Below are 1,748 nucleotides of genomic sequence, written 5' to 3' on the forward strand. Positions count from 1 at the left end.
CCGCGGCGCGCACGGCGTTGAAGGCGGCGGCTTCGTTCCTGGCGAGATCGGTCGTGCAGGGCGGTAGTTGCAGTGCGGCGACCTTCAGCTTGGCGGGAAGGGTCATCGGACCCGTTCCTGTTCCGCGAACGCGCGGTCTACTTCGTCGCGCAGCAAATCGGTCAGGTGATCGGTCATTGCGTGAAAGCCGGGGCTGCGGCTGTCCCGTGGTCTGGGCAGGTCGACCGGAATGATGCTTTTGATGCGCCCTGGGCGCGAGGTGAATACCACGATCCGGTCCGCCAGCGACACGGCTTCGTCGATGTCATGCGTGACGAAGACCATCGAGACGTTGCTGCGTTGCCAGACCTGCGTGAGAAACTCCTGCATCTTCGCGCGAGTCTGCACATCGAGCGCGCCGAACGGTTCGTCCAGCAGCAGGATCTCGGGCTTGAGTGCGAGCGCGCGTCCGACCGCAACCCGCTGGCGCATGCCGCCGGAAAGCTGGTCAGGCCTTTTGTCGATGGCTTCGGACAAACCCACGCGCTCGAGGATTTCCTCTGCCACGCGACGTCGCGCGTCTTTCGGCATGTGTTGCATCTTGAGCCCGAAGGTCACGTTCTCTCCGACCGTCAGCCACGGAAACAGTGAGGTTTCCTGGAACACCAGTCCACGGTCCGTACCGGGCCTGGTCACCGGGGCGCCCCCGCACACGATCTGGCCTTGTGTCAGCTGTTCAAGCCCGGCGAGCAGATAAAGCAGCGTGCTTTTTCCGCAACCGCTCGGCCCGAGGAACACGACAAACTCGCGGCGCGCAATGTCGAGATCGATGTCGCGCAACGCGACAAACGGCGCACCGTCGGTATCCCAGGTCTTTCCCACGGCCCTGCAGGTGACTAGCGGTGGCTGTGGCGCTTGCGTTGCGTAATCGGCCTGAATCATGTCATTTCCCCATCCCGTTGCCCGGAACCCAGAACAGCACCTTGCGTTGAACGAGCCGCAAGGCGATATCGAAGGCGAAGCCGGTCAGCCCGATCAAAGTCATGGTGAAAAATGACAGGCTTGAGTTAAAGGTATTGCGCGCAAGCATGACCACTTGCCCAAGTCCGCTGCCGACGCCGGTTGCTTCCGCCACCAGCACGACCATCCACGCGCCGAACAGGTTCATGCGCAGGACCATGAAGAGCGACGGCAGGATGGCGGGCAGGATCACGTGGCGAAACGTCTGCGCGCGCGTCGCGCCCATCACGGCAGCCACGTTCAGGTAGGTGCGGCTCACGTTGTCGATCTGGCTGATCGTCGAGACGGTCATCACGAAGAACAGCGAAATGAACACCATGAACACAGCGGGCGCGTTGCCGATGCCAAACAGGAAGATCGCGACCGGCAGCCACGCAATGGGCGAGATGGGCGCGAGCAGCGTGATGGTGGGCAGCGTCAGGTTGCCGAGCAGCCGGAAATAGCGGATCGCGATACCCATCGCAAGGCTGCACACGAAGCCGAGCACCAGACCGCTCATCACGCGCAGGGTGCTCGCCATGATCGTCTTCATAAGCGACGTCAGCGCGGTGGCGCTGGACGCCTCGCCGATTACATCCGTCGGGATGAAGTACTGCGCCTGCGATGCGAAGTTGCGCAGGAAGATATGCGGCGGCGGTAACAGCAGGGGATCCGCCCAGCCCGCCGCCCATGCCAGTTCCCACACGGCGATGAAGCAGCTCAACGACGCGATGGCCCAGCCGAGCGGAACCAGCCGCCGGGCGATGCCA

2 protein-coding genes are annotated in these 1,748 nt (G+C 63.2%); both read right to left on the reverse strand.

Annotated elements, in window-relative coordinates; all coding sequences use genetic code 11:
- Nucleotides 1–102 precede the first annotated feature (102 nt).
- On the reverse strand, nt 103–921 hold the full coding sequence (locus ACRXB1_RS35520) for an ABC transporter ATP-binding protein (RefSeq protein WP_449494709.1): 819 nt from the start codon (nt 919–921) through the stop codon (nt 103–105).
- A 1-nt stretch (nt 922) separates the two neighbouring features.
- The coding region (locus ACRXB1_RS35525; RefSeq protein WP_449494710.1) for an ABC transporter permease at nt 923–1,748 on the reverse strand (826 nt) is incomplete at its 5' end.

The sequence above is a fragment of the Caballeronia sp. M23-90 genome, assembly GCF_053574605.1.

Excerpts from the sequence above, each read along its gene's own strand:
- ACRXB1_RS35520 (WP_449494709.1), bottom strand. The coding sequence starts at position 921 with ATGATTCAGGCCGATTACGCAACGCAAGCGCCACAGCCACCGCTAGTC.